This window comes from Erysipelatoclostridium sp. DFI.2.3 (assembly GCF_019132535.1).
GTDB lineage: Bacteria > Bacillota_I > Bacilli_A > Erysipelotrichales > Erysipelotrichaceae > Clostridium_AQ > Clostridium_AQ innocuum.
The window spans coordinates 138,876-164,480 of record NZ_JAHOOJ010000003.1; the positions used below are offsets into that span (position 1 = coordinate 138,876).

The 25,605-nt window shown below is 42.5% G+C and carries 24 protein-coding genes and 1 riboswitch; of the genes, 7 read left to right on the top strand and 17 right to left on the bottom strand.

Features of this window, described 5'->3' with window-relative positions:
* Positions 1-55: 55 nt before the first annotated feature.
* The gene (locus KSZ58_RS04475; RefSeq protein WP_044908333.1) at positions 56-745 is read right to left on the bottom strand and encodes an N-acetylmuramoyl-L-alanine amidase; all 690 of its coding nucleotides are present in this window, start codon (positions 743-745) and stop codon (positions 56-58) included.
* 159 nt (positions 746-904) lie between these two features.
* Between KSZ58_RS04475 and KSZ58_RS04480 the strand changes: the two genes are divergently transcribed.
* The 3 genes from KSZ58_RS04480 to KSZ58_RS04490 all read left to right on the top strand — a co-directional run bounded on the left by KSZ58_RS04480 (position 905) and on the right by KSZ58_RS04490 (position 2,606).
* A complete protein-coding gene (locus KSZ58_RS04480) occupies positions 905-1,285 on the top strand; it encodes a carboxypeptidase-like regulatory domain-containing protein (protein ID WP_008818666.1) in 381 nt (126 codons plus the stop codon).
* Complete coding sequence (locus KSZ58_RS04485) at positions 1,279-2,349, top strand: peptidoglycan-binding protein (RefSeq protein ID WP_008818665.1); 1,071 nt, start codon at positions 1,279-1,281, stop codon at positions 2,347-2,349. Before KSZ58_RS04480 ends, KSZ58_RS04485 begins: the two co-directional genes overlap by 7 nt.
* 104 nt (positions 2,350-2,453) lie before the next feature.
* The gene (locus KSZ58_RS04490) at positions 2,454-2,606 is read left to right on the top strand and encodes a hypothetical protein (RefSeq protein WP_157132711.1); all 153 of its coding nucleotides are present in this window, start codon (positions 2,454-2,456) and stop codon (positions 2,604-2,606) included.
* 281 nt (positions 2,607-2,887) lie between these two features.
* On the opposite strand, the gene KSZ58_RS04495 is transcribed toward KSZ58_RS04490, so the two are convergent.
* The 11 genes from KSZ58_RS04495 to KSZ58_RS04545 all read right to left on the bottom strand — a co-directional run bounded on the left by KSZ58_RS04495 (position 2,888) and on the right by KSZ58_RS04545 (position 12,827).
* Positions 2,888-3,544 (bottom strand): ABC-2 transporter permease, encoded by a 657-nt coding sequence (locus KSZ58_RS04495; protein ID WP_009270534.1) that lies wholly within the window; start codon positions 3,542-3,544, stop codon positions 2,888-2,890.
* Positions 3,541-4,392 (bottom strand): ABC transporter ATP-binding protein, encoded by an 852-nt coding sequence (locus KSZ58_RS04500; protein WP_008818663.1) that lies wholly within the window; start codon positions 4,390-4,392, stop codon positions 3,541-3,543. Before KSZ58_RS04500 ends, KSZ58_RS04495 begins: the two co-directional genes overlap by 4 nt.
* A gap of 2 nt (positions 4,393-4,394) precedes the next feature.
* Positions 4,395-4,766: a GntR family transcriptional regulator gene (locus KSZ58_RS04505; RefSeq protein WP_002605751.1), complete on the bottom strand. Its 372-nt coding sequence runs from the start codon at positions 4,764-4,766 to the stop codon at positions 4,395-4,397.
* An 847-nt stretch (positions 4,767-5,613) separates the two neighbouring features.
* A complete protein-coding gene (locus KSZ58_RS04510; RefSeq protein ID WP_217752621.1) occupies positions 5,614-6,534 on the bottom strand; it encodes a D-alanyl-D-alanine carboxypeptidase family protein in 921 nt (306 codons plus the stop codon).
* Between the two features lie 486 nt (positions 6,535-7,020).
* Entirely contained in the window at positions 7,021-8,154 is a 1,134-nt protein-coding gene (locus KSZ58_RS04515; protein ID WP_009270535.1) for a sensor histidine kinase KdpD, read from the bottom strand.
* Positions 8,151-8,846: a VanR-ABDEGLN family response regulator transcription factor gene (gene vanR, locus KSZ58_RS04520; protein WP_009588790.1), complete on the bottom strand. Its 696-nt coding sequence runs from the start codon at positions 8,844-8,846 to the stop codon at positions 8,151-8,153. The genes KSZ58_RS04515 and vanR overlap by 4 nt, the downstream gene beginning before the upstream one ends.
* Before the next feature lie 383 nt (positions 8,847-9,229).
* A complete protein-coding gene (locus KSZ58_RS04525; RefSeq protein WP_009270536.1) occupies positions 9,230-9,664 on the bottom strand; it encodes a DUF4430 domain-containing protein in 435 nt (144 codons plus the stop codon).
* Positions 9,648-10,160 (bottom strand): cytochrome B, encoded by a 513-nt coding sequence (locus KSZ58_RS04530; RefSeq protein ID WP_074747442.1) that lies wholly within the window; start codon positions 10,158-10,160, stop codon positions 9,648-9,650. Before KSZ58_RS04530 ends, KSZ58_RS04525 begins: the two co-directional genes overlap by 17 nt.
* A complete protein-coding gene (locus tag KSZ58_RS04535; protein WP_008818657.1) occupies positions 10,157-10,648 on the bottom strand; it encodes an ATP:cob(I)alamin adenosyltransferase in 492 nt (163 codons plus the stop codon). The genes KSZ58_RS04530 and KSZ58_RS04535 overlap by 4 nt, the downstream gene beginning before the upstream one ends.
* Before the next feature lie 75 nt (positions 10,649-10,723).
* A riboswitch (cobalamin riboswitch) is annotated at positions 10,724-10,904 on the bottom strand.
* Positions 10,905-11,050: 146 nt separating this feature from the next.
* Positions 11,051-12,049, bottom strand: a complete 999-nt coding sequence (locus KSZ58_RS04540) for a diguanylate cyclase domain-containing protein (protein WP_009588755.1) — start codon at positions 12,047-12,049, stop codon at positions 11,051-11,053.
* Between the two features lie 364 nt (positions 12,050-12,413).
* Positions 12,414-12,827 carry a peptide deformylase gene (locus tag KSZ58_RS04545; RefSeq protein WP_008818654.1) on the bottom strand — a complete coding sequence of 138 codons (414 nt, stop codon included), beginning with the start codon at positions 12,825-12,827 and terminating at the stop codon, positions 12,414-12,416.
* Positions 12,828-13,024: 197 nt separating this feature from the next.
* On the opposite strand from KSZ58_RS04545, the gene KSZ58_RS04550 reads away from it, so the two are divergent.
* Complete coding sequence (locus tag KSZ58_RS04550; protein ID WP_074747439.1) at positions 13,025-14,092, top strand: helix-turn-helix transcriptional regulator; 1,068 nt, start codon at positions 13,025-13,027, stop codon at positions 14,090-14,092.
* A 139-nt stretch (positions 14,093-14,231) separates the two neighbouring features.
* Entirely contained in the window at positions 14,232-16,178 is a 1,947-nt protein-coding gene (locus tag KSZ58_RS04555) for an FAD-dependent oxidoreductase (RefSeq protein ID WP_008818652.1), read from the top strand.
* Between the two features lie 215 nt (positions 16,179-16,393).
* On the opposite strand, the gene KSZ58_RS04560 is transcribed toward KSZ58_RS04555, so the two are convergent.
* From KSZ58_RS04560 to KSZ58_RS04570, 3 genes are all read right to left on the bottom strand, one after another.
* Complete coding sequence (locus KSZ58_RS04560) at positions 16,394-17,863, bottom strand: GntR family transcriptional regulator (RefSeq protein WP_009270541.1); 1,470 nt, start codon at positions 17,861-17,863, stop codon at positions 16,394-16,396.
* Between the two features lie 572 nt (positions 17,864-18,435).
* The gene (locus tag KSZ58_RS04565) at positions 18,436-18,783 is read right to left on the bottom strand and encodes a YolD-like family protein (protein WP_009588775.1); all 348 of its coding nucleotides are present in this window, start codon (positions 18,781-18,783) and stop codon (positions 18,436-18,438) included.
* Complete coding sequence (locus KSZ58_RS04570; RefSeq protein ID WP_002605764.1) at positions 18,773-20,029, bottom strand: DNA repair protein; 1,257 nt, start codon at positions 20,027-20,029, stop codon at positions 18,773-18,775. The genes KSZ58_RS04565 and KSZ58_RS04570 overlap by 11 nt, the downstream gene beginning before the upstream one ends.
* A gap of 158 nt (positions 20,030-20,187) precedes the next feature.
* Here KSZ58_RS04570 and KSZ58_RS04575 point away from each other — a divergent pair, with 158 nt between their 5' ends.
* Complete coding sequence (locus KSZ58_RS04575; RefSeq protein WP_002605765.1) at positions 20,188-20,784, top strand: LexA family transcriptional regulator; 597 nt, start codon at positions 20,188-20,190, stop codon at positions 20,782-20,784.
* Positions 20,785-20,830: 46 nt separating this feature from the next.
* Here KSZ58_RS04575 and KSZ58_RS04580 read toward each other — a convergent pair whose 3' ends face one another.
* Entirely contained in the window at positions 20,831-21,361 is a 531-nt protein-coding gene (locus KSZ58_RS04580) for a dihydrofolate reductase family protein (RefSeq protein ID WP_008818648.1), read from the bottom strand.
* A 276-nt stretch (positions 21,362-21,637) separates the two neighbouring features.
* Entirely contained in the window at positions 21,638-22,738 is a 1,101-nt protein-coding gene (locus KSZ58_RS04585; protein ID WP_009270543.1) for a glycerol dehydrogenase, read from the bottom strand.
* A 437-nt stretch (positions 22,739-23,175) separates the two neighbouring features.
* On the opposite strand from KSZ58_RS04585, the gene KSZ58_RS04590 reads away from it, so the two are divergent.
* On the top strand, positions 23,176-25,443 hold the full coding sequence (locus KSZ58_RS04590) for an excinuclease ABC subunit UvrA (protein ID WP_009270544.1): 2,268 nt from the start codon (positions 23,176-23,178) through the stop codon (positions 25,441-25,443).
* Positions 25,444-25,605: the final 162 nt, after the last annotated feature.

Here is a 25,605-nt window from a genome sequence, read left to right on the forward strand (position 1 = left end):
ACACCCGCCTATACAGCAGCTTTTAAATCACATTCTCATTCGGTTATCGGTATTCTCACGACAGGAAATTGAAATATTCCAGTATACTGTCATACAGCGTCTGCGCCACCTTTTGCTGATATTCATCGGTAATAAGCTTCGCACGATCCTCTGCATTTGATAGAAATCCGCACTCTACAAGAGAACCGATCTTCTGCGCATTATTCAGAATATAATAATCTCCCGGCTTGCTTGTCATCTTCGTCTGCGTCAGTGCGCGGAAATGCTTCTGCACAATGTCCGCAAATACCTTGGATACCTCATTCTTTGGAGCATAAAAGGCCTGAGCCCCCTTTACACTCGTGTTGGGATAGGAATTCAAATGGATGCTCATGAACAGATCCGTCTTGTCCTGATTGATCAGCTCGATACGCTTTTTCATATCCTCGCGTTTGCGGTTCGAAGCACCTTCGCTTGCCAGATCATAGGCACCGTCACGGGTCATCGTCACATGGGCACCGCCTTCCTCCAGCAGCTTCTTCAACTTCTGTGCAATTTTCAGATTGATTTCCTGTTCCTTCGCTTCGTTGCTGCGGGCACCGTCATCCTTTCCCCCATGTCCGGGATCCAATACGATTTCCACACCATCCAGTGCATGGAAGGCACGTTTCGCGGAAACGGAGGTAATGTGCGACAGACAGAAGGATGCTGCCAGTATGGTACAAAGCAGTCCTGCACCCAGCAGGTATTTTTTTCTTTTCATCATCTTCACCTTTTCAAGTATATGTAATGTTAATCACAAAAATATCACAGTCATGAAATATTTCTGTAATTCGCGCCGGCACAGACAGGCGATTGACCCGATACCACGGACATTTGCGGCATACGCTGTAAAGGAGGTGATATTATCACTACAGGATATGTCATGGTTGAAACCATGGAGGAAACCGCACAGCCCATTCCCAATGCGCAGATCAGTGTCTTTCGACGGGATGAGCGCGGATCTATATTTATCATGGAATGCAGTACAGATGAATTCGGTAAAACACAACGTATTGAATTGGATGCTCCGGATAGCTCGCATTCAACAGACATTCACTCACTGACACGCCCGTATGGTCAGTATGATATTCACGTTGCCAAAGAAGGCTACGATACAGAAGTCCGCAACGGTGTACAGATATTTGCAGAAACCGATTCAACGCTGACCGTTATCATGCAAAATTCCGGGGTACGGAGTGTAAGCAATACCATCGATATCGGTGAGCATCAGCTTCATGAGGGAGGAGGATGTCGCTCATGCTAGAAGAAATCATCCTTCCCACGACGATTACCGTTCATCTGGGAAGACCGACAGCCAGTGCACAGAATGTTACCATTGGCTTTGTCGATTATATCAAGAATGTCGCATCCAGTGAAATCTATCCGACATGGCCGTATGAAGCTTTGCGGGCAAATATCTGGTGTCAGATGTCCCTTGCCCTAAACCGTATTTACACGGAATGGTATCGAAGCAGAGGGTATTCCTTTGATATCACCAATTCCACAGCCTTTGATCAGGCATTTGTTCCCGGTCGTAATATCTATGATAATATCGCTGCGGTTGTGGATGAGGTTATGGGAGATTATCTGAAAAAACCGTTTTACAGGGAGCCGTATTATGCGGAATATTGCGATGGAAAAAGAGCTCAGTGTCCGGGGCTGAAGCAGTGGGGAACACTCGATCTGGCAAATCGCGGATATGATTCCTATGGCATCATCCGATATTATTACGGTGATCAAATGCAATTTCTGGAAACAGATAACTGGCAGCCGTACACCCCTTCCTATCCCGGCTATGCCCTGCGGCTTGGAAGCAGCGGTCAGCCGGTGTTTATCATTCAGGAGCTGTTGAACGGAATCGCTGTCAATTATCCCAACATTCCGTTAATCTATCCACCCGATGCTGTTTTCGGACCGCAAACAGAGAGTGCGGTAAGAGCCTTTCAGCGGCAGTTTGACCTTACCGTAGATGGGATTGTCGGGCAGTCCACCTGGTATCAGATTTCCCGAATTTATGTCGCAGTCCGCAAGCTGGCGGAGCTGGGAAGTCTTGGCAGATTGGAAGGTTATTTTACCGGTTTATGGACCGGAAAGGTGCTGCGTCAGGGGGATGTCGGCATCGAAGTGCAACAGCTGCAGTATTTCCTTTCCATTATCTCAGAAAGCTATCCATCCATTCCATCTGTAACCGTTGACAGCCGCTTCGGACCAGGACTGGATCGCGCCGTACGTGCCTATCAGCGGGAATTCGGTCTGGCCGTAGATGGACTCGTCGGACGTTATACATGGAATTCCATCTATGAAACCTATGCAGCAATCGTAGGTTGATAAAGCCATTCCCGTAAAAGGAATGGCTTTCCCGTAATTTTAAAGCAGTCACTGTATTTTTAAATTGTTCCGGATACAGCAGGCAGCCTTTAAAGAAATACTGCATGAAGAAAGCTAAAGATGTGTATATCGTATCACACCAGTATTTGCACACTGCTAAAAATCGCAGAACACAAACCTCCATGTCCGTACTGAGTGACCTGTATCGAAATTATGAAAAAGCTGAAGCAGAGGAGATGAAGCGATACATGAGCTGATTTAACATTTCATGTACGTGAAAGGTATTTACAGAATACTACACGTATGATTTTCACCATGCCTCTTACGCAAATCAGGGTACGCATATAAAAAGCTGAAAAACCGAAAGTAGTAAATTCCTATGATCCGACTGCTTCCGCTTTGCTATTACAGCCCTGTCAATTACCCTTGACTGCGTCACCCCCCTTTACACTTTGAGAGTCCTTTTTTCTAGAAGCCTTTCCAAAAGAAAAGAGACAGCCCGGTGTCGGCTATCCCTATATATCGTTTTATGATTGCTTTAGAATTCTTTGTTTTTCATAACACGACAGCTGATGCGGTAGGATATCGCAAGCAGCACTACCGAGAATATCCCTGCAGCACCTCCGATCTGCATCATATTCATTGTACTCATAGATGCCAGAACAGCATCCAGATCTACCTGCAGTATTTCAAGAAGCTTTATGACTCCCATACTTCCCAGCACGGCAACACCAACGGTAAGCAGCAATGCTACTCTCCCCCGTTCTCCGCCGAATTTCAGCTGTACAGGGATCATGACAGCCGCAAACAGAAGGACGATGCAAATATATAGCAGATCAATCGGCAGCCAGTCCATGACGCTTATCTGCGGATTGCGAATAGTAATGAGAATTCCCGACAGTACCACCGAAAGCAGCCATGCACCGCCTCCAACTAAAATAGAGAATACATATTTTTCCTTCACATAGGACGTTCTGGAAAAAGGCATGGAAAACAGAAAGGCATAGCCGTTGTCATATTCGTCATAGCTGATCGTACTCAGCACAAACATAGAAGCGATCATTGTGAAATAGCTGACAACGAAGGTTGATTCAAATTCAGCAAACAACATGGCTGCCGCTATAAATATCATGATAAAGAAGAAATTCTTCTGATTTTTCATCAGCTTGAAGTCCTTAATCAATAAACCTTTCATATCTGTTCACCTCGTATCATCATCATAATCACATCATCAATGGACCCTTTTTCCACAGTAAGCTGCGGATAGTTTTCCATATAAAACTGTTTTTGGCTGGTCAGTACAGCATAGCCATAGGGTTCCTTGCGCCGGCGCAGCAAATAGCGCTTATCCAAATCCGCATACTGCCGTTCATCCATCTTCAGCAAAGCGTAATCACTCAGCAACACATCTGTATCCTCATGCATAACAATCTTTCCCTCATGAATCATATACAGATCATCACACAGTCCCTCCAGATCGGAAGAGATATGGGAGCTAACCAGCATACAGGCATCCTCATGCTGTTCCATGTACTCCCGAAGCAAATCCAGCAGTTCATCCCTTGCGACCACATCCAGACCGGCTGTCGGTTCATCAAGAATAAGCACCTTCGCATGATGGGAAAGAGCAATCAATGCCTTTAGCTTGGCCTTCATTCCGGTTGAAAAATCCCGAATCTGTTTATCCATCGGCAACGCAAATCTCTGGCACTGTCGCAGAAATTCCGCTTTTTCAAATTTCGTGTACATATTGTCCATTACGGGAAGGATATCCTTGATATTCAGATATCCACTGAAGCCGGAATCAGATAATACGACACCCACATATTCTTTTTCCTCCGGTGTCAGCTCCTGTACAGGCTTTCCCAATACCTCAATTTCCCCGCCATCAATGGAAATCAATCCCAGAATGGCTTTAAAGGTTGTGCTTTTACCAGCACCATTTTGCCCGATCAGCGCACTGATCTGTCCGCTTTTCAGCTCCAGCGAACAGTGCAGAGAAAAGGCACCGTAGTTTTTCACAACATTTTGCAGTTTCAGCATATTCATTCCTCCAATAGCAGATGGAACAGTTCCAGCAGGTCGCTGTCCTCCATCCCGCAGCTTCTGCCTTTTTGAATGGCCTTGTCCAAATCGGCTTCGATTTCCTTCTTATGTTCCTCCATCACCAGGGCCCTGTTCAGTCCGGCTACATAGGTGCCCTTGCCATGAACAGTAACCGCAAATCCTTCAGCCTCCAGATTATCGTACGCTTTCTTGACTGTCAGAGCGGATATTTTCAGTTCCTTGGATAGAGAACGAACAGATGGCAGAATATCGCCTTCCTCCAGCTCCTCGCTCAGGATCATAGCCTTTATTTGCTCTACTACCTGTTCATAAATCGGAGTCATAGAAGAGTTGTTAATAATGATTTTCATAAGATACCTCCTCTGTTCACAAACAGTATATAACAGTATATAACTGTTGTCAACTGTTATATACTGTTTATCATAAAAACTTTAAGTTAGGCTATCCTCACATTTTGATAATAGAAGCTATCTACACCGTAGATAAAACAGAGGATATAAGCTTAAGGTTCCACCTGCTTCAGATGGTCAGAGAAAACGGTAAAAAGATTGCAACAACAAATCAGCTGAAAAACGGGTGATTTGTTGTATTGCATGTTTTAAATCAGTGCATATGCCGGAAAAACTGAGGTATTTTACTCCGATATCTATAGGAATTGCTTTTATGGGGTGCATATCTCATAGACCCGCGATAACAGTAAGCCTCATTACCAGTACGATACCCTTTATGTATGTATCACTTCCAACCAACATTCCAACATCCGTGCTTCCATCTGATAATCCATGGCACAGTGTATTCCACCGATCGTGTGCTTTTTTATCTTTTGTATGATTAGAAAAAGCAACACCATAAAAAAAGGGAACCGAGGGACACTATGATAGAGAAATGCTGCGTGCATGCCTGATATGTAGAAAAGACAGACCACGTACCGTATACACCGCATATGGTCTGCCTTTGTATTTTCCTGAATCTTAAACCGGATATGTTGCAGCACAGAGAATACCACCTTTAACAGTGAATCATAGACAATGCCGTGAACACAGTCTTAAGCTGTATGTCTGCCTTGTTTTTCCTGAGATGAATCTGCCTGTAGTCAGACAAGCTGTGCCGGGCGATTGCCTCTTATTTCCACCTCCGGATTCAGGCTTATGCATACAGCCTTGCGATTGTCTCTTACTTTCATTACCGGATTCAGACTTATGCATAAAGCCTTGCGAGAGCTTCATACACGTTTATCGCATCCAGAATGTGATATGGCTTTGTTGTAGCAGAACCAGACGCATGAGCGCTGACAAACAACCACGTTTCCTCATGGATACGTGCCTGTGTGGCAAGACATAGACCGGCTTTCTTTGTATATCCGGTCTTCCCGCCCAAAATATCATCCTGTGACAACTCGTTTTGATCCATGGTCATCCGCATAGTGGAATAGATGGTCATTCCTTCCGGATGCATATTGCTGGGAGCCATAACGTAGTTGGTTGCATGAAAAGCCTCTGCAAATTTAGGAAGCTTTAATGCCTCGTCCAGTATCCATGCAATATCACGGACGCTGCTCACATGCCCGGCTTCATCAAGTCCTGTACAGTTTTGAAATCTGGTTTGCTTCAGCTTCAGTTTTTCAGCCTGCGCATTCATTTCGGCAACAAATGCGTCCTCACTGCCATACAGTGAAATGGCCAGGGTCATACATGCATCAGCGCCGCTTGGCAGTAATGCTCCATAAATCAAATCCTCATAGGTCACCTCCTCATCCGGTAAAAAACCGGCCATTGACGCCTGCTCCTTTTCCAGCTGCGGGAATATGGAGGCTGGAATACGTACGGTTTTCTGCAAATCATCAATATGCTGCAATGCCGTATATACCGTCATAAGCTTGGTTAAGGATGCCGGAGCAATCGCTTCTTCTTCCCTTTCCTTCAGCATCACCTTGCTATCCTTTTGCCGGATAAGGATATAATTCTTACTGTATAATTCGCTGCTTATCTTGATCGGCTGCTCTTCTGTGTTTCTGATTTGAAGATTCACCTTATCCTCCTTGGAAATCATCGGTTGTAAATAACAGACAAGACCTGTAATCAGTACACCAGCCAGCAGCAGTTTTTTAAATCGTTTCATCGTATCAGCTCCTTCATGACTCTATTGAACCATGAATTGCACAGATAGTTGAAAACACAGACTTAGCACTTACTTAATTATCACTTAACTCCTTGCGTTGCTTGTTTGTTCACTTCGCATACGCTGAAAGGCTTCAGGCAAAGGCACATGCTGAAGTTGATTAGAATGAGGTCAAAAGCAAGTACTTCCATATAAAAAAATTACAAGCGCGGTAAACATAAACATCGCAGCACCCACACAGCGGATGCCCTTTTTCAGTCTGAAATCCATGTTATCCGTAAATTGAAACAGCATAATCAGCCAGCGTATTCTGTTTCGTTTATCAAATAGTCTTCTCCAATCTTATCCGCAGCAAAAACGCATTCACTGCATAACAGCTTTCTCGTCGAAGAAAAAAACACCCGCAGGTGCTTTCATCATAAACCAACAGCATTGGTTACAGTTTGTAGCCTTGTACATTCTCTGCCTCCAGATGCAGCACATCAATCATGCTGACTGCAGCTCTGTATCCGTTGCGGGCATGGGAAGCTTTATATAGAAAACTGTTTCCTCCATATTACTGTCCGCATAAATGCTGCCTCCGTGGGCCTCGACGATTTCCTTTGCGATTGCAAGACCAAGACCGGCTCCACCGGATGCTGTGGATCTGGCCTTATCCAGTCGGAAGAATTTTTCGAAAATCATCTCCAGCTTCTGTTCTGGAATTTCATCCCCCTGATTGTGGAATTCCAGCAGGATATGCTCTGCTTCCTGTTTGACTGCTACCCGTATCACGGTATTGGGATAGCTATAGGAAATAGCGTTTTTCAATACATTATTGAAAGCTCTGGCAAGCTTATCCGCATCACCGTAGCAAACAGAGCCCTCTGCAATATCCAGCTTCAGCTCCTTATGCTGTGCAAGCAGAGTCGGATAGAACTGCTCCTTTAGCTGTTCCAGCAGAAAATCCAACGCAATCCTCCCTCTTGAAACAACGATATCATGAAGATTAAAGCGCGTTATATCAAAAAATTCATCAATCAGCTGTTCCAGTCGTTCCGCCTTATCAAGGGTGATACGGATGTAGGTATCCCGCTGTGCTTTTGGAACATCCGATACATCGTTCAATAGGTTCAGATACCCGATGACTGAAGCCAGCGGTGTCTTCATGTCATGGGCCAGATACGATATCAAATCATGCTTCTGACGTGTCTGTTTCTCCAGCATTGCCAGCTGCTTCTGTTCCTTTGCTCGAATCTGCAGCAGAAGTGCCTCTATATTACCAAAGCCCTCCGGAAGATAAAAATCGCGATCCTCCAAAAACTGATGCAGGGCCGTTTCCATCGCCTTTTCTATCTCTGCCCTGTGCTTCATAGCGACACGGCTGCTTTGTGTCCGCACGCAGACAATACAAATTACAACAACCAGTGCCGTCAGCAAAAAAAACAGCTGCTTGATTCGATACCAGTTGGGAGAAAGATACTGATGCAGGATACCTGTCGTATCCGTATATTCTTCCATATAGAAAAACTGTTCGGACAAAAATTCCCGCAGCATACCGTTGCCCAGCAGATCCGCAGCGATATAAACTCCAGCGACCACTGCGATTGCTGCAAGCAGTATCCATACAGTGCGTTTCATAGTGTTTCTCCCAGCTTATAGCCCACACCCCAGACATTTTGTATATAGCGCGGGTGTTCTCCGCGATCCTTCATCTTTTCACGGATATGCCGGATATGTACCATCAGGGTATTGTTGCTGGATGAGAGATATTCTTCCTGCCAGATTGCGGTGTACAGCTCCCTTGCACTGACAACCTTTCCCTGACGCTCACACAGATACCATAAAAGACGAAATTCAATCGGTGTAAGATTCAGGTCTTTCTCATTCAACCTGCATATATGCTGTTCCTGATTCATGACAAGTCCCAGATAACTTAGCTCCTTTGCCTTCTGCTGAACATTATAGCGCTTGTATCTTCTAAGCTGCGCCTTGACGCGGGCAATCAGCTCCAGCGGCTGAAACGGCTTGGTCATATAATCATCAGCCCCGATCATCAATCCATTGATTTTATCAATATCCTGCTCCTTCGCTGTCAGCATGATAATGGGCCATGTGTAGTTCTGACGAATGGTCCTACAAATGCTAAAGCCATCCATATCCGGAAGCATGACATCCAATATGGCCAGATCGTAGGAACGTGTCCGTATATTCTGCAGAGCCTGTGTCCCTGTATAGCATACATCCACCTTATAATTTTCATTTTTTAAATAAATTTCCACAAGCCCGGCAATTTCCTTTTCATCATCCACTACCAGTATATTCATGTCCATTCCTCCTGTACTTCTCTGTCAATCATACTGCTTGCGTTATCCATGCATAATGCTTTCCGCAATCCTTCACACACATTATACCAGAGCCTATGGAAAGACTTCCTTACATTTCACTTAATTCCAGGAAACAGTATATGCAAACCGTCAATATCATTCACAGAGGCTGAAATTTCACAATATCTTCCAGATTCTGCAGGTATTCTTCAAATAAAAGAGCACATGAAAAGCCGTATCCAGTACGGCCTTTACAGATGACCAAGGATACGGCTTTTTCATGTAGGATGCTGTATAATTGTCTTTCTCCATACCGCCTTTTTCTTGCAAAGCAATTATGAACGTTGTAATACTGTCAGTTACGGTTTTTATGAAAGAGCAATTGCTGGTTAATAGGATGCAGTATACGTAAAGGTAAAGTCATCTCCATCCTTAATTTTCAGACTGCTTGCAGCATCACAGCTTCCGGCAGCCTTGCAGGATTCGTTATTCTCTGATTCATACAGCCACCATGGCCCCTTATTAAAGTCCTTGGTTTCCACACCCTTCATAGCCATAATGGTTTTTCCATATTGACCGTCTTCCATTTTCACACCCAGATCCTTCGCCTTCTCCAGAAAGTCCGCAAGTGTTTCCACCTTTCCCTCTACACTTACATTTCCGTTAAACAGCTCCTTTTTGTTAACCTCGTCCTGAATCGTGATTTTCAGCGTTGTTTTTTCCGTGTTGTCACTAACAGGCTCCTTCTTTTCACTTTCCTTTGAAGAGCATCCGCCAACAAGCAGCATGGCAGATACCAATAAAATTTTACATAGCTTTCCCATTTTGCAATCTCCTTTCCATATGGTTTAAAACCGCTGCTATCGGTTTATAACAGATGGCACAAAGCGCCATGGACATAAAGCCCTGGATCAAAGAGGTCTTTAATCCCATAAGAACATATATCACTGTTATTTTTTCCGAAATCAGCATAAAGGGCAGCTGTACCAGCTGGCCTGTCAGAAATGACAGAAAGCCGCAGGTGAATACCAGCGCGAGGAAATGTCTGTTCAGGAATTTCCTGCTGCAGCCGATAAACAGACTGTACAGCGGATAAATCAGACAGTACATCATCGACCATGGGGCTACCCCCTGGGTACTCAGATTGAGTATGGTAAACACCACTGCACCCAGAACAGCATGCCTTGTCTGAAATGTCATCGCAAATACCACAATGGTAAATGTAATGCATTCCAGATATAGAATGAATGAAAATGATGTAAACACGACAGCTTCAATCGAAGCGATAACGGCTATGAAGCAAAGCTCTCTTGCCTTCATACATAGGACCTGCTAATAAATTCTCTTTCCCTTATACCGTCCTGTGCATTCTCATACAGGCACATCATGAAAAAGGTATTGGATAGCAGATTCATAAAATCAAACAGGATGGCTTCCACCGGCTTTCCCTCACACTGAATCTGATGCATGATGCGGATAACAGCCTTGACTTCTGCACGCAGCACATGCAGATGGCTGGCACCAATACAGCCGTCGGGCAGGACAAAGCGATCCATCTCAATATGGTAACGTGCATAGAAGGTATTCAGCTTTTTCAGTTCAGCCTCCCCTATGGCACACGCTCCCCGGATGGATCCATTGGCGTGATAGATCATTTCCATCAGTTGAAGGAGGTCCTCCTGCGGAATATGACGGATGTGGTGTCTTGCCACGGATAGCATGGATGCCAGACGATCCGTTGCTATCTCATAATCGCACAGGTGACTTTTTTCCTTCAGAAAAGGATATGCACAATATTCAACACTCATTTTTTCACCCTCACTTTCTTAACGACAGCGGGCAGAAAACATATAAAAAAACTATATTCTCCACACCCAGCAGAAAACTCTGTTTGCATAACAGGCAAGTCTCCCGGCTTAATTTCATCCTACTCTTCACCTTCTCATACCAGATTGGTACAATGGTTTCTGAATTTCGTCCATATCACGGTTGCTGGGGCAGCTGAAGATGTTCGCTTCCATTCCTTGTTCGGTATTTTCATACACCTGTTATGCTTTTTTTCATTCATTCGCTCTTAATTATAAAGGCAACGCGTTCTTCTGTCTATAGTAAATACTGCTTTCCATCTTCCCATTGTTGTCATATCTGTCAGCTGCCTGAGTTTCCGGCAGGTAAGAAAAAACATCCCTGTTTAAGAGATGCGATTTCATCTATTCCTCATCAGCGTAAATCCTGTAACTATGCATGCCCTTTTTGGAGTTATACATGGAGGTGTCGACCTTTTGAAACAGCTCCTGATAGGTACTGCCGTGCTCCGGAAAATAAGTGACACCAATGCTGAGCGTGATGTGCTGTGTAAAGGGAAACTGCCTTTGTTCATCCTCCCAGTGCTCACGAAATTGTGCGAGAATGTGTTCCAGCATGCAGTTGTCCAAATGTCGGGGGCAGTAAACAAGAAATTCATCCCCGCCAATCCTTGACACGATATCCTTTGAAAAGGTTTTTTGCAAAGCCTGTGCAAGCGTAATTAGAATCCGGTCTCCCACAGGATGACCATATGTGTCATTATAAAATTTAAAGTGGTCAACATCCATCATTAGAATTGTTCCCTGCTTCCCGTTACGCAGTTGTTCTTCAATCTGTTTTTCGCAGTAATAGCGATTTGTAAGCTTCGTTAAATAATCATGATGGGAGTAATATAGGACTGCCTTGTTGCTTTCCTGCAATTCTCTTGTTTTCTGTGCGATTTTCTCGCGCAGCTGCTCATTGCTCTGTTCAATCAGGCGCTTAGGAAAAAATTCATCGCTGCACTGGTTGATATCCGGTACAGACTGATGTACATGGAGAAGCTCCCAGCCGGACGGCGTATACTGCAAAATAATCGTAAAACGAAAGTGCAGCTCATAATTGATTCGATCTCTTGCATCCTCATTCACATCGAGTTCTCCGTATACCATATATACATTGTCACTTAACTGTCTGGCCTGGTATGCTTCCTGCTCGATGACAAAGGTGCCGTTCCACTGTTTTTCTTCTCTCTCCAGTAATACAGCAAATTCCTGTAACGAGTGTGAAACCTCGTGCTTACCGGTTCCTATCACACTGATTTGCGGACTGAAATATCCGCCGGGTATCTCATAGGAGCGTTCCTCCAGATACTGATGCCAGAGATGATGGCAGAACTGCTTTGCATCCGCTGTATGATTCATAATATCATCCTTCTTTATTTGGTTATCTTTATTATACACATTTTCCCTATATCCGTCTCCATATTACAAAGGTAAACTTTTATAAAATAATGGAATCCTTATCACCACAGGATCAACCGTATTCGAGAATGGCCATATATAGCATCAGGAGAGGCAAAAGGACGGATGAAGCCAAATCTTTGCCACCTTTGTTTTCGTGTGATGCCTGAAAGCCCTCAGGGAACCTGCAGACTATTCAGCGCTTACGGATGTCCCTTGGGAACAAGCAGGTATGACAGCATTATACTGATCATCACTTATTTGAAAAACAAATACTGCCCATTCAGAATAAATTACAGCAAAAGGCAAGGTTTTTTTCAATTCATTATATCAGTATACCGTCACAATGATCCAGCTCGTGCTGAATAATCTGTGCACAAAAGCCCTCATAGGTTTTAATTTTCTTTTTCCCACAGCAATCCATGTAGGATACCTTGATTTTCTCATATCGTAAGGCTTTCTTCTGTGTACTATGGCAGAGACATCCTTCCTCGGCAGTATAGCGCTTATCTCCGGTTTTTATTATCACAGGATTCAGCATTGATACATAGCTTCCGCCATCCTGAAATACGATGATACGTTTCAGAACACCTATCATATTTGCTGCCATCCCGACACAATGATCCGCATGTGCCTGCAATGTATCCTGCAGATCCTGAACCGTCTGCAGATCATCCAGCGTAGCAGCCTCACAACGACGGCTGAGCAAAAATGTATCCTTCACAATTTCCTTGATCATATAGTTTCCTCCGATTTCATTTCAGTTTTTCATCCGTATGTATTATCGCAGAAACAGCACACATTGGCAAATGCATCACAGGTAAATGCAACAAAAAATAGCTGCATCTTTCAACATTTGCATAGGAAAGTGAATAGGTCTTGTTTCCTGGTAGAAAAAACACTAAGATAGAGTGTAGATACAAGGGAGGCGGCAGTATGCAGAATATGCAGCATTATTATGATTTTTCCGGACAGAAATTCGGATATCCTCTGAGCTTGAGCATTAACAGTTTTAAGCGACAGGTTTTCTCCAGACAATCGAGTCTGGAAATTTCGTATGTATTAAAGGGTGCCTACGAAGCAGTTACAGAGCATTTTACAGCAGGTATTAAGGAACATGAACTGGTGATTGTTGCGCCAAACGATATTCACATGATCCGACAGATGGATAATGATAAAAGCGTTATCCTTACTTTGCATATTGATTTTTCCCGATTCTCTGCAGGCATGTGCGGAAATATAGAGGAAGCCTTTGAATCCATGATCTGTACACGATCGAAAAATTACCGGATGCTGTGCAGGCTGCGAAACAAAATAGGAGAACTGGTCCGGATGCTGCTACGGGGAGAAAGCAGTATGTTTCAGATGAACGCCATCATGATGGAGCTTGTCTACATTGCCAGCAATCATCGGCAGTATCCGGTAGAGCGGCTTCCTCTGCAATCTGTCCATCATGAAAACTATATGAAGGCGATTCAATACATTGACTGCCATTTTTCAAGTGAACTGCATTTGGAGGATGTCGCTAAAACACTGTCCTTCAGTGTTTCCTACACATCAAAGCTGTTTAAAAAATATACCGGTATCTCCTTTGTCAAATATCTCGCATATGTCAGAATCCGGGCTTCTTTGGAGGCCTTGCTGGAGGGTAAGGATTCCATAGAGCAGATCGCGGCTGACTGCGGAATGCCGAATTCCAAATCCTATACTGCCGCATTCCGTGAATTATACGGCATTGTACCCAGTGACTATCGCAAGAAATTCACACAAAACATTAAAATGAATGAAAATCATAAAGAACAGAGTATGAGCTTTGATATTGAACAAAAAGAACTACTGGAGCATCTTATAGCAGATACACAGGAGGTTTTATATGAAAATGACGGTATAAAAATCACGCAGCAGGAAGGTCATATCCAATGCCGAATTCAGCATGAGCTGATTACAAAAACAACAATAACACAGACAGATGAGGAGCTTGTAATGGAGGTTATTCGCAAATAGCTTTCCAGCAGCCTCCTTTTTTTGTCTTTTTCTAACTCATCAAATGTAAAAACACAACAAAATATGCCGGATATCATCAATGCATGGCAGCGATTACTATTCTGATTCGTGATAAAATATCAGTAAAGGAGATGTTAAAATGAACACCTATCATCATTTATTTTCACCAATTAAAGTAGGGCATACAACCATCAAAAATCGTGTGTTTATGCCTCCGATTTCTACAAATCTGGCAGATAAGGGCTATATTACGGATGAGCTTATACAGCATTATGAGGCCAGAGCCAAGGGAGGTGTCGGACTGATTGTTACCGAGGTGACAACTGTGGAGCCTACCTACATCTATCTGCCCGGGGATATGTCGATTCACGATGATTCCTTTATCCCCGGGTGGAAGAAGCTAACAGATGCAGTGCATCAGTATGGTGCCAAGATCCTTCCACAGCTGTTTCACCCTGCCTATATGGCATTCCCTATTCCAGGCACACCACGTCTGATTGCCCCTTCCAATGTGGGACCTTCCTATGCAAAAGAAGCTCCCCGTCCGGTTACAATTGAAGAGCTGAAGGTTATCATACGCCAGTTTGGAGAAGCAGCCCTTCGTGTTAAGCAGGCAGGGGGTGACGGTGTGGAAATTCACGCTGCACATGCGCATGGTCTTCTTGGCGGTTTTCTGACACCGCTTTACAACAAACGCTGTGATGAATATGGGGGAGATATCAATGGAAGATTGAAGCTTACACTGGAGGTTGTTGAAGAAGTTCGGAGTGTATGCGGCCCTGATTTCATCATCGATGTGAGAATCTCGGGAGATGAATATAGTGATGGCGGATTGAACCTCGATGATATGATTTATGTTTCCAAGCAGCTGGAGACACATGGGGCAGATATGCTGCATGTATCCGGCGGCACTACCATTAAGCGCGGCAGTGCAATTCCTGCGGCAGGGACAAAGCCTGGAGTGCATGCTCATCTGTCTCAGGAAATAAAAAAACACGTAAATATTCCAGTCGCAACAGTAGGTCGGATTACAGAACCCTGGATTGCGGATGAGCTCATAGCCAATGGAAAAGCAGATATATGCATGATCGGTCGTGCCAACCTGTGTGATCCTGATTTTGCCAATAAAGCAAAATGCGGAAAGGACGATGATATCCGTCCGTGCATTGGCTGTCTGCGCTGTTTAAATGGAATTATGTTTGGCAAACGGGTAGCCTGTACGGTAAATCCATCCTTTGAGCTGGAAAATGAAGACACGCTTAAGCCTGCCGAGGTTAAGAAAAAAATTCTGGTCATTGGTGGAGGACCTGCTGGTATGGAGGCAGCTTTTGTGGCGAAAAGAAAAGGTCATCATGTCATTCTGTGTGAACAAAGTGATGCGCTGGGAGGATTGATGAAGCTGGCAGCAGTACCTATTGCCAAGCAGGATCTCAGCAGAGTTATTAAATATATGGCACGCCGCCTTATGCAGGCAGGTGTTGAAGTACGCCTGAATTGCAAAGTTGAGAAAGCAATGCTGCAAGGAGAATTTGCTGATTATGAGGTGATTGCCTCCAATGGTGCCGTTCCATCAATTATAAAAGCCTTTACCGGGTTCAAGCAGTGGGCTACCGCCGATGATATTCTGGCAGGAAACGCATTCCCCGGTAAAAACATTGTCATCCTGGGAGGCGGCTCTGTAGGATGTGAAACCGCTGATTATCTTGCTCCCCTAGTTTATGACCGTTATCCAAGAGATCGGGTGATAACTGTTTTGGAAATGACGAAAGATATCATGGTAGCTGAATCCGGTCCCGGCCGCAGTCTGCTCGTACAGCGTATGCTGAAAAAGCATGTAAATCTGATTTGTGAAGCCACGGTGGAAAAGGTTGAAAAGGATAAAATTTATTATACAAAAAATGGTAGGACGGAATGCATAGATGATGCTGATACACTGATTTTTGCAGTTGGCTACCATAGTGATCCAACCTTGAAGCTTCTGTTAGAGGAATGCGGTATGACCTATCACATGATTGGAGATGCAAATCATACAGGGACCATCAAGGATGCTATTCATGATGGCTATGAAACAGCACGCAGCATCTGACATCAAGGAATATCAGTAGCCTGAATAGCTTTGAGACATTGGAGTTGCTTCTGACATCGTTTATAGTTTGTTATTTTCGATACGTACAAAAGACTGCCCGCACCAAATCAATTCTGATTTCTGTGTACAGTCTTTTTTCTACCTGTATCCACGCTAAATTTTTTTATTTCCACTTCTGCATTTGTAATCAGGAAACCTTTTCATTGAATAATCGTTTATATATCCATTCTGAATGAAATCATTTTCAAATCCTTTGCCTCTTTTACTCCAGCATATTCCAGCTGACTGCGAACCTCTTCCAGTACAAGATAGAACAGATATTTCATCTCACTCACATATAACTGCTCATCCCTTGTTTTCATGGCATATCGAAGCACATCAAAGGTATGACAAAATATCGACTGATATCTCTCTTTATCCAAATGGCAAATAAACGGATAAACCCATAGAATATGCTGTTTTAGCTCTTCAAAAATGCTCTTTAGGCTTTCCTGCTTATTTACATCCATGATAGAATCACAATACTCACAAATTAGTCTCACCCAATTTATACTTGTGATTTCTGTATTTGATAATGCTTGTTGGAGTTGTTCATGGCGTTGCACCATACTTGTAAAAGACATAGTGGTAAATGCCTGGCAAGTTAACTGTAAAATCTGAAGACACTGCATACCTTCAATCACACGTTCTCTGACACCGTTGTCTTCCAGCATCTCATGAATTCTGTTTTCCTCACATTGAATTACTTTCATTCCCTTACCGCCAATAGGCTGTATAACACCGGTCGCCTGAAGAATTGACATAGCCCGTCGCAGAGTCGGTTCACTCACCTGATAAATCTCGCAAAGATCCAAAACCCGTGGAAGGCGACTCTCTACCGGATATATCTGGTAAATGATATCCTTCAATAAACTGCTTGCAATATTATAAATCTGCCGTGGCCGTCCACGATATATATTCCAGCGAAAGCTTACCTTACGCTCAGGTTTTCGCTGTGGAAGCTTAGCATAGCACTCCTGTGTTTTTCTGGAATCATCCACAAAGTATTTTTTCGTTATTTCATATATATCCTGATGAGTCAGCTGCTTTTGATGTATTGCATCAATAAATGCGTGTACCTTCGTAGTATCACTATGCGCACGAATTCCCTGCAACACCATAGAATCCTTTATTTTTTCATAAAAAGACAGTCTTCCAAATATTGCGACCTCCATATAAAGACAGCAAACCAGCGGATTTCCAAATACAGAGAGGACCGTTTCCACAAACGCCACGACTGTACGTTCACCCTGCATCTGATCAATACTTTTATGAATTGCGGCATATTGTTCCTCTTTAAGCAAACACAAAGCCTGGGTAAACAAATCAGGAAGCAAAATATTGCGTATCTCACACAAATCCTGTACTGCATATTTTCTTTCCAGAAAAAACTGAATGCAGTTCTCTCTACACTCCTCTTCGTTAAGTCCCAGTGTAAGACGTGAATGCCTGCCACGTGACATCTCTATGTAGTGATGTTCCTCCAGGAGCTTAAAGGCATGAATGACGGGACGCCTGGAAACCTGAAATCGTTCAGCAAACTGTGAAATAGTTGGGAGCTTTTCTCCCTGACGGAAAATCCCAAAGCGGATTGCTTCTTCAATATAATTATAGATCCACTCATGCAGACTCATTTCTTCTTTCATCCAATCATCCTCCTTAACGCTTATTCATCCTTATCTTATCACACCATTTACCTTGCAACAAATGCTTTTATGAAAAAATCAGCTGTTTAGCGCTCGGCATGTATGCCTTGCAGCTCCTTCAGTTACAAGGATACGAATTTTAAAAAATGAATATATGTTTATGACTCCGTTCGCAGGTTAGTAATGATATCATTCTTACAAACACTCATATAAAAAAAACTATGGAGATATTTATCAAGACTTACTTTGCAGACTCCTCAACACCTCTTGATTCCTAGAAATTTTCTGAAATTTTATAGGCTCCTTTGTAGGCTTATGATATCCCTGCAATTGCCTGTTATTAGAATTTAATCAAAAATTCTTGCCTCTGCACATGTTTGCTGAAAAGAGATTATATAGGCATGTCTGAAACCGCTCATTTATCTTTTAGAAACAGCTCAACGTGATTTCTTTTTAAAACAGCAGCTGCCATTTCAGTTCTTTCTTACTTCTGGGTGGCAAAGTAGATGTTTCAAATTCATTGATGCATTAGAGTTGAATTATCCTTAATTTCTTAGCGTTGAGTAATCCCCTTAATCCCAACTGATATTTTTTAGATTCTCCGCCTGAATTTCAATGATATCACGAATGTGTATCACCTTATCCACAATCTGAATAATGTGCAAATATTCAGGATCAAATTTAGACACCACCCCTTCCACTTCTACATATTCCTGCTGATCATAATAAACAATTTTAACCATTTGTCCCTTTTGAATCTGCTGTAATTTACGATCCAATACCTCACAGGCATCCGAAGAAAGCTGCTTTTTGTCAACTACCACGCGTTCCTTACATTTCAAGTAATCACGAAAGCCTTTCAAAGAATCAAAGGGCAAGAATAATTTCGCACGACTCGTATGATTCTGTTTATTCTGCATTGTGACCACCTACAAGCTTATTGCGAGATATTGCAGTTGCCTTATTCAGGAGATTCATCCCCTTTATCACAGCATTTTTTCCGAATTTGTGTTTGATATTAAGTAAAGTAAGCTGTAGTTTCTTCTCTTTTTCCAGAGCATTGAAATCTGTGAATAAATCATATGTCTCATACATCTCATCAACTACATTTCCAAAGCTGATAGACAGCATATGTACCAGCTCCTGACGATTTACTGTTTCCCTATACAGTTCAATAAATGCATTACGCAGATATGCATACGAGTTAGTTACATTGGATAATTTTCTGGAGCCTCCGGTTGCCTTTACATTTCTTGCTGAGTAACCGATATACAGACCGATATGATCCGTTACCCGGTGAGATTCCACAAGATTCTGTACATTTAGCTCAACCATCTCCTTCAGGACCAGCAATGCCTCTTCATAATTATAATCCTCAAATAAAATCTGACTGTTTGACAATGAGTTGCTTTTTGATTTATATGCCTTTATTTCCTTGATGGTCGTCGGTTCCCTGCCCCATGCATGATCGATCAGATATTCTGCATTCACACCAAACTCCCGATAGAGAATTCGCTCATCCATATGTGCAATATCATACATATCAGCCACACTGTACTTTTCCAGCCTCTTGGAAATTCCACGTCCAACCTGCCAAAAGTCAGATACAGGCTTATGATGCCAAAGCGTCTCTCTATACAATTGCTCGTCAAGTATCCCCATGTTATCCTTCGCATGCTTAGCAGTTATATCCAATGCAATTTTAGCAAGGTAAAGATTTGTACCAATACCTACTGTTGCCGTAATACCGGTTGTTGTGTAGATATCCTGCAATATCATACGGGCAAGCTCCTTTGCACTGACACTGTACATCTGCAGATATTCGCTAACATCCAGAAATGCTTCATCTATAGAATACACATGAATATCCTCTCTGGATATATATTTTAAGTATATCCCATAAATATCAGCAGAATACTGCATATACAAATTCATTCGCGGCATGGCAGTGATATAGGAGATATTATCCGGTATTTCAAAAATTCTGCACCGGTTATGAACTCCCTGTTCTTTCATTTTCGGTGATACTGCCAGACAGAGCGCACCTTTACCTCTAGAGGGGTCTGCGACAACCAGATTAACTGCAAACGGATCGAGCTTGCGCTCCACACATTCAACAGAAGCAAAGAATGTTTTTAAATCAATGCATAGATAAGCCTTCATCATATCTCCACCTCTTCATCTGCGATTATACTACCATAAGTTGCATTTATCAATATAAAATGCAACTTTTTAATGCAAATTTTTTATTTTTTAAGAATTTAATGAAATTTCTTGCAACTTTTGTTATTCTAATTTATAATGATGAAAAGAGGTGAGTCATTATGCAGCTAAAAGATTTATTAAATGAATATAAATGCCGGATGAGTGTTACCAATGACTATATAGCAGAGCATGTCGGCGTCAATAAATCAACGGTTTCACGGTGGATGAAGGGTGAGACTAAGGTCATGAAGCCTGCTGTTATTGAAAAGCTTTCTTATCTGCTGGGGACAGATGTAGAATCCTTATTAAAGAATTCTGACAGATTTGAAAAGCCGCTGCTTGGAACAGCAAAGGCCGGATATGGATTATTTGCAGAAGAAAACTTGGCAGGCTATGAGGAGGTATCAAAGAGCGATTATTATCGGGGCGATTATTTTCTTCGCGTCTGCGGTGACTCCATGACAGGTGCTCATATACATGATCAGGATCTTATCTATGTAAAGCAGTGTGATGATGTAAAAAGTGGTACTATCGCTGTTATCCTGATTGGAAATACAGAGGTGACCGTAAAACGCATTATAAAAAAAGAACCTTTCCTCATTCTGGAGGCAGCCAATCCCACAGTGCCTGCCCGCTACTTTACGCAGGAGGAAGTGAGAGATCTCCCTGTAAAAATTATTGGAAAAGTTCTTTACAGCCGCTCTGATATCGCCTGATTGAAAAGTATTTCAATGCATTCGAGGCAGTGTGGTTTTTTCTGCCTTATCTTCGTTTATATATCAAATCTGTAATGCCGTTATACGATTTAGAGGCAGCAAGCTTTAATTTCAAAATTGTTTTTCGCCCTTGAAATAATGGTATACCGCTGCCTAATATAATCGGAATCACAGAGATATGATAAGTATCAATTATATTCTGTTCAATTAAGGGCTGAATAATATCTGCACCACCGCATATCCAAATATCTTTTCCTTCCTGCCTTTTCATATGCAGTATACTTTCACATATGTCTCCCTGAATGAAATGGATATTTTCCTTACCGATCAATTTCCGATGTGTAAATATATAGCTTTCCAAATGTTCATAAAGCCAACGTTCTGGTGAAAGCTCCGTAATTATTTGATGATAGGTATTCCAGCCCATTATCACGGTATCCACATCCTGTATGAATTCCTGATAAGACACCATATCATCCTGTTCAGTTTCCTGTCCCTGCAGCCAGTCAACAGATCCATCCTTTTTTGCTATATATCCATCAAGACTCATCGCTATAAACAACGTTACATTTCTCATAGTATCTCTTCTCCTTTGCATCAGCATAACATAATACTATCATTCTGTAACAGGAGTATGCCCTTTTGATAATCAATTATACAAGAGATATGTTTATCCAATAGCTGCCTCATAATGGAAAAGAGTGCATTACAATGCCAGCGATTTGCTACAGCTGCATTTCAGGATGTCGTTTCTGAATATACAGAAAAGCAAAAACAGACAGAATGGCGTCATCATCCACTCTATCTGTTTGCTATAATCTGTAATGTAATTCACACATTTACTTGGTGTGTATCAGCTTTCATTAAGGAAATAATGTCCATAAGCATCTGCCGCGATAATAGCCGCATACACCTTATCCGGAGTGACCTCAAACGGCATGTTATGCAGTGTATCATTTTCCGCACATGCTGCCTTCGCTACTGCCATTATTTTCTCTTTTGTGATTTCAGCAGCACCAAGCTCCTCCAGTGTAACAGGTAATCCAAGCTCAATACAGAATTCTATGATTTCCTGCAGCTCAGCAGTTTCAACGTTTTCTAAAACCAGCTGTGCAATGGTGCCAAATGCAACCTTCTCGCCATGATACATATGGTGGCATTCCTCCAATACAGTCAGACCATTATGAATCGCATGAGCTCCTGCAAGACCAGCGCTCTCGAAGCCAATGCCGCTAAGCAGCGTATTAGCCTCTATAATCTTTTCAACAGCAGGAGTACACACGCCCGCTTCCAAAGCAAGCTTCGCCTTCACACCTTCCTCCATTAAAGTTTCAAAGCACAGCTTTGCAAGTACCATAGCAGCTCCGGTAACCTTACCGCCTGCGCAGCTCACCGCATCACTCTGCTCACATGCCCGCGCTTCAAAATAGGTTGCAAGAGCATCACCCATCCCAGCTACAGTAAGTCTTACAGGAGATTTTGCAATGATATCTGTATCCATCAGGACCAGATTCGGATTAGCAGGTAAAAAGAGATATTCTTCAAAAACCCCTTCATCTGTATAGATTACGGAAAGTGCACTGCATGGAGCATCTGTTGACGCTATGGTTGGACAAATCAAAACAGCAGTTTTTTCATAATGTGCAACCGCCTTGGCTGTATCAAAGATTTTTCCTCCACCGATACCTATCACAAGATTACATGTGTTTTTCTTCATAACTCCACGTAACCGCTCTATTTCATGTTTTGAACATTCTCCATGAAAATAATCAAAAATAAACGTACAGCCTGTTCCAGCAAAGCTGTTTTCAATATCCTTTCCAATTCTGCGATATCCGCCCTCACTGATCAAAATCAGTGCTTTCGTTCCATACCCTTCTGCGTATACTCCCAGTTTTTTCATTTCACCAGCACCCTGTACATATTTTCCAGGGCTAATTAAAACCTTTGCCATGTTACCACCATCCTTTTCTATGGCAATTCATTTCTTTATATATTGTAAGATAGCGTTTTCACAAAGTCAATGAATCTTCTGTAAAAACATTGGCCCTATCTGTTTTCACAAGACATGCTGATCGAACAGGTATTCCAGTCTCATTATAAAAATCAGACAGTTTCATATAAAAGCAATATGTAAATGATGTCTTGCATCTTCATTTGTCATTATCCGTAAATGAACATCAATGTAATACGGTTAAGCAATTTGTCTCATAGTAAAATCATCAAGCTACAGATGATATCGTCTTAAAATTACGAGAAGGCACAGCTATATGAAATCATGCTATAAGATGTTATCTGCTTCAAAAACAGAATAACCCTATTGACTCTACCATTAGGGGAGACTATATAATGAGTATTGATATTTATCATGAACTAGCAAAGGAGTTATAAATGAAAAAACAAGACAGCATAGTGATTCGAGGACTGAATCAAAATAACCTGAAGCATGTATCTCTTACCATACCTAAAGACAAAATTGTTGTATTCACGGGAGTATCCGGCTCTGGAAAATCCAGCATTGTATTTGATACAATTGCTGCAGAGAGTCAACGCCAGATGAACGAGACTTATACTGCTTTCATACGAGGACGCCTTCCTAAATTCGAAAAGCCTAAAGTAGATCACATCGATCATTTGAGTGCCTCAGTTATTATCGATCAAAGCAGACTACAGGGGAATGCCAGATCAACCGTTGGCACCATCAGTGATCTTTACTCTGCTATGCGACTGCTATTCTCGCGAATAGGCTCCCCCTATATAGGAAGCGCCTCCCGTTTCTCCTTCAACGATCCAAGTGGAATGTGTCCGGAGTGCTCAGGGCTTGGAAAAGTTATTGAACTGGATATATGTAAAGCACTAGATCCCGAGAAATCATGGAAGGAGGGAATGGTCGATCTTCCTGCCTTCCATCCTGGTAACTGGTATTATCGACAGTACACAGAATCCGGTTTGTTTGATCTTGAAAAGCCGCTTAAAAATTATAGCGAACAGGAATACAATCTTCTTTTATACGGAGCCTACAAACGTGGAGACAAACGGTTGAATAAACGTGTTGAAGGTATTCACAATCATTTTTCAAGACTTCTTATCAACCGGGACCATTCGGGCTCCTCTGAGGTTTCAAAAAAACGTTTAGAAGAGATGATACAGGAAAAAGAATGCCCACTTTGTCATGGTAAGCGATTAAATGAGCATGCTTTGTCCTGTAAAATCAACGGATTTACAATTGCTGATCTTTGTAACATGGAGTTTCTGAAGTTACGGGATGTTATCAGTGGAATAAAGGATGCAAGAGTAACCACAATCATAGAGGCTCTAACAGCATCTCTGAGCCGTATGATTGATATCGGGCTTCCGTATCTGAGCATGAACAGAGAATCCTCCACACTATCAGGGGGTGAAGCACAGAGACTGAAGCTGGTCCGTTATATGGGGAGCTCCTTGACAGGTTTAACCTATATATTTGATGAACCAAGCACAGGCATGCATCCAAGAGATGTATACAGAATGACAGATTTGCTTCGCAAGCTGAGAGATAGAGGAAATACAGTTCTGGTAGTAGAACACGATAAGGATGTCATCAGAATAGCAGATGAAATAATAGATGTAGGCCCACTGGCAGGAAGAAATGGCGGGAGGATTATGTTTCAGGGAAGCTATGAGCAGCTTTTATGTTCAGATACACGAACCGGTCATGCAATGCGTGAGCAAATCAGGATAAAAAATCAGCCCAGAATCCCAACTGAATATCTTTCCATAAATAACGCATCACTACACAATCTGAAGCATGTCTCTGTGGATATTCCTCTGCATATTCTTACAGTGGTGAGCGGCGTGGCAGGTTCAGGAAAAAGCTCTCTTATCCGTGATGTCTTTGCAAAGCAATACGAAGACCGTGTAGTCCTCGTGGATCAGACGCCAATAACTGCAACCGGCCGGTCTACACCGGCAACCTTCCTGGATTTCAGTAATGATATCAGAAAGCTGATGGCAAATGAACATCACATTGATGTCGGTATGTTTTCCTTCAACAGCAAAGGAGCATGTCCGCATTGCCATGGAAAGGGAATTGTTGTTACAGAGCTCGTATTTATGGACCCTGTAACAACCGTATGCGAAATGTGCGAAGGAAAACGCTACAGCGAGGAGGCATTATCTTATGAGTACCGTGGACATAACATAGCCGACATTATGGAATTAACCGTTGAAGATGCATTGGAATTCTTCAATGACAAGCCAAAGATTTTCAGAAAACTGCGCACCCTGCACGAGGTAGGTTTATCCTATCTGTCACTCGGACAACCACTTTCAACACTTTCCGGTGGTGAGCGTCAGAGAATTAAGCTTGCAAAGCATCTTAAAAATAAAGGAAATATTTTTATACTGGATGAGCCAACTACTGGTCTTCATGCATCCGATATCAAAAGTATCATGAAACTGCTGGAAGGCTTTGTAGAACGAGGTAATACAGTTATCATTATCGAGCATAATCTGGATGTGATGAAGCAGGCAGATTATATCATAGATATCGGACCGGATGGCGGTACTGCAGGTGGAGAGGTTGTTTTCATGGGGACACCAAAGCAAATGCTTGAACAGGCTGACACTATAACTGCACACTATTTAAGAAAATCCTGTTATGAAGTAACACAGCAATAGCCTTTCGAATGTACAAAGCAAGAGCAAGCGTCAAACACGGTAAAATAGAAAAAACAACCTTCTTTTTCAGAACCCCCTTTTGCATTGAATACATTCAAACAACCATAAGCATGGAGAAACCTCTTGGTAACCAAGCAGAATACCTATGATACTTAAGAAAAG

Coding starts and splice junctions, on each gene's coding strand:
- KSZ58_RS04505 (WP_002605751.1), bottom strand. CDS start 4,766: ATGAAAATCATTATTAACAACTCTTCTATGACTCCGATTTATGAACAG.
- KSZ58_RS04555 (WP_008818652.1), top strand. CDS start 14,232: ATGAACACCTATCATCATTTATTTTCACCAATTAAAGTAGGGCATACA.
- KSZ58_RS04560 (WP_009270541.1), bottom strand. CDS start 17,863: ATGAAAGAAGAAATGAGTCTGCATGAGTGGATCTATAATTATATTGAA.
- vanR (WP_009588790.1), bottom strand. CDS start 8,846: ATGGACATGAATATACTGGTAGTGGATGATGAAAAGGAAATTGCCGGG.
- KSZ58_RS04480 (WP_008818666.1), top strand. CDS start 905: ATGGTTGAAACCATGGAGGAAACCGCACAGCCCATTCCCAATGCGCAG.
- KSZ58_RS04495 (WP_009270534.1), bottom strand. CDS start 3,544: ATGAAAGGTTTATTGATTAAGGACTTCAAGCTGATGAAAAATCAGAAG.
- KSZ58_RS04490 (WP_157132711.1), top strand. CDS start 2,454: ATGAAGAAAGCTAAAGATGTGTATATCGTATCACACCAGTATTTGCAC.
- KSZ58_RS04580 (WP_008818648.1), bottom strand. CDS start 21,361: ATGAGAAATGTAACGTTGTTTATAGCGATGAGTCTTGATGGATATATA.
- KSZ58_RS04540 (WP_009588755.1), bottom strand. CDS start 12,049: ATGAATCATACAGCGGATGCAAAGCAGTTCTGCCATCATCTCTGGCAT.
- KSZ58_RS04510 (WP_217752621.1), bottom strand. CDS start 6,534: ATGAAACGATTTAAAAAACTGCTGCTGGCTGGTGTACTGATTACAGGT.
- KSZ58_RS04550 (WP_074747439.1), top strand. CDS start 13,025: ATGCAGAATATGCAGCATTATTATGATTTTTCCGGACAGAAATTCGGA.
- KSZ58_RS04570 (WP_002605764.1), bottom strand. CDS start 20,029: ATGATGAAGGCTTATCTATGCATTGATTTAAAAACATTCTTTGCTTCT.
- KSZ58_RS04575 (WP_002605765.1), top strand. CDS start 20,188: ATGCAGCTAAAAGATTTATTAAATGAATATAAATGCCGGATGAGTGTT.
- KSZ58_RS04565 (WP_009588775.1), bottom strand. CDS start 18,783: ATGCAGAATAAACAGAATCATACGAGTCGTGCGAAATTATTCTTGCCC.
- KSZ58_RS04500 (WP_008818663.1), bottom strand. CDS start 4,392: ATGCTGAAACTGCAAAATGTTGTGAAAAACTACGGTGCCTTTTCTCTG.
- KSZ58_RS04545 (WP_008818654.1), bottom strand. CDS start 12,827: ATGATCAAGGAAATTGTGAAGGATACATTTTTGCTCAGCCGTCGTTGT.
- KSZ58_RS04590 (WP_009270544.1), top strand. CDS start 23,176: ATGAAAAAACAAGACAGCATAGTGATTCGAGGACTGAATCAAAATAAC.
- KSZ58_RS04515 (WP_009270535.1), bottom strand. CDS start 8,154: ATGAAACGCACTGTATGGATACTGCTTGCAGCAATCGCAGTGGTCGCT.
- KSZ58_RS04525 (WP_009270536.1), bottom strand. CDS start 9,664: ATGGGAAAGCTATGTAAAATTTTATTGGTATCTGCCATGCTGCTTGTT.
- KSZ58_RS04475 (WP_044908333.1), bottom strand. CDS start 745: ATGATGAAAAGAAAAAAATACCTGCTGGGTGCAGGACTGCTTTGTACC.
- KSZ58_RS04585 (WP_009270543.1), bottom strand. CDS start 22,738: ATGGCAAAGGTTTTAATTAGCCCTGGAAAATATGTACAGGGTGCTGGT.
- KSZ58_RS04535 (WP_008818657.1), bottom strand. CDS start 10,648: ATGAGTGTTGAATATTGTGCATATCCTTTTCTGAAGGAAAAAAGTCAC.
- KSZ58_RS04530 (WP_074747442.1), bottom strand. CDS start 10,160: ATGAAGGCAAGAGAGCTTTGCTTCATAGCCGTTATCGCTTCGATTGAA.
- KSZ58_RS04485 (WP_008818665.1), top strand. CDS start 1,279: ATGCTAGAAGAAATCATCCTTCCCACGACGATTACCGTTCATCTGGGA.